Below are 1768 nucleotides of genomic sequence, written 5' to 3'. Positions count from 1 at the left end.
AACTTCAAGGCTGGCGATATCGCGGTGACTGTCTGGACTGGGCAGAGGCGATCCGTGCTGGATCCTGAGGGCGAGATCGCGGTGGCGTCGTCGCCGCCGTCTCACGGCGGAATACGAGGATGGATGGTGGGCACGCGGCCGCCGTTGGCGGCTGCTTTGCCCACCCTACGTTTTCCCGGGCCTGAGCTACTCGTCGAAGCCGACGAACACCGTCGCGTCCTTCACCGACTTGCGCTCCGACACCACGGCGTTGGCCGGAAAATCGTGATCGGGCCAGCCGAGCGCGATGCTTTTCATGATGACCTGGTCGGCGGCGATGCCGGCGTGCTCGCGCACCACGGGCGATTGCATGATGCCCTGGCTGTTGATGACGGCGCCGAGGCCGCGCGACCAGGCGGCGTTGACGAGCGCGTTGGTGACGGCGCCGCAGTCGAACGGCGTGTCGTCGCTGCCGGCAAGCACACGGTCGTAGGTCACGATGATGCAGACCGGGGCGTCGAACTGGCGGAAGCCGCGCAGCACCCAGTCCTGGCGCTTGTCCTTGTCGTCGCGCGCGATGCCCATGGCGGAGAACAACTGCTTGGCGACCTGGACTTGGCGCTCGCGATGCGCGCCGGCGAACGGCTCGCCGATGCGGAATTCGCGCGACTGCGGGACGCCGGCGACCATGCGCTCGGTATTCCCGGCGCGGATGCGGTTCAGCGGCTCGCCGGTGATGACGTAGAAATTCCACGGCTGGCTGTTCATCGACGACGGCGCGCGCATCGCAAGCTGGATGATCTCCTCGATCAGCGCGCGCGGCACCGGATCGGGCTTGTAGCCGCGGATGCTGCGGCGGCCGAGGATGACGTCGTCGAATTCCATGTGCGTGATGTTCCTGCCTGGATTTGTTGTTGGGATATTCGCGGCTTTCCGGTTCCGGTGCAAGATTTGCGGCGCACTGGACGGTGTCCCGGCACGTCCTCACGTCAACATCGACAGCACGACACGCGGCAGATCAGCCGGACTTTCCACCACACGGTCGGCGCCGGCCGTCTCCAGCTCGTCGCGGCTGCCGTAGCCCCAGAGCACGCCGAGGCTGCGCATCTTGACAGCGTGTGCGCCGGCGATGTCGTGGCGGCGATCGCCGACCATGACGCCGTCGCGCGCGTCGATATTCCGCAGTGAGAGAATATGTGCGAGCAGCTCGGGCTTGTGATCCAACGCCCCCGAGGGCACCGAGCCATGAATGGCCGTGAACAGCGATGCGAGACCGAGATGCTCTAGGATGCGCCGCGCGAACAGCTCGCGCTTCGAGGTCGCGAGATGGAGCCGTAGTCTGGCGCCGTGCATCTCCCGCAGCGCCTCACCGATGCCTGGATAGAGCGCGCAGTCGAACAATCCGGTGTCACCATAGTGCTGGCGATAGGCCAGAACGGCGGCGTCGACCCGGTCGTCGCCATAGGTCCGCAGCAGCGCGCGCAGCATGTCCTGCAACGGCGGGCCGATGAAGGCGGTGACGTCGAGCCCGTCGTCGGGCGCATGTCCGAGCGACCGCAAGGCGGCGCGCGTGCTCGCGGCAATGCCGGGGCGCGAATCGATCAGGGTGCCGTCGAGATCGAGCAGGACCGAGTGAATTGGCGACATGACCCAGCATACCGCCGGGCGGCCGAAGCGCCAACGTCAACGTCCTCTCGTCGCCTGCGCTTCATCACTGAGCGCTTCTCGTGCGATGTCTCCTGACGCAGGATGTGCCCGCTGGGCTTCAACGCCCAGCATGATGCGGGGA

Annotated in this window: 2 protein-coding genes; both read right to left on the bottom strand. The window is 66.5% G+C overall.

From position 1 onward, the window contains the following. Positions 1-186: 186 nt before the first annotated feature. A complete protein-coding gene (locus BRAS3809_RS30730) occupies positions 187-864 on the bottom strand; it encodes a nitroreductase (RefSeq protein ID WP_008965914.1) in 678 nt (225 codons plus the stop codon). A gap of 99 nt (positions 865-963) precedes the next feature. Further along, the gene (locus BRAS3809_RS30725; RefSeq protein ID WP_008965913.1) at positions 964-1626 is read right to left on the bottom strand and encodes an HAD hydrolase-like protein; all 663 of its coding nucleotides are present in this window, start codon (positions 1624-1626) and stop codon (positions 964-966) included. Positions 1627-1768: the final 142 nt, after the last annotated feature.

The sequence above is a fragment of the Bradyrhizobium sp. STM 3809 genome, from assembly GCF_000239795.1.
Taxonomy (GTDB): Bacteria; Pseudomonadota; Alphaproteobacteria; order Rhizobiales; family Xanthobacteraceae; genus Bradyrhizobium.
This window is presented reverse-complemented; position numbering and strand designations above follow the sequence as displayed.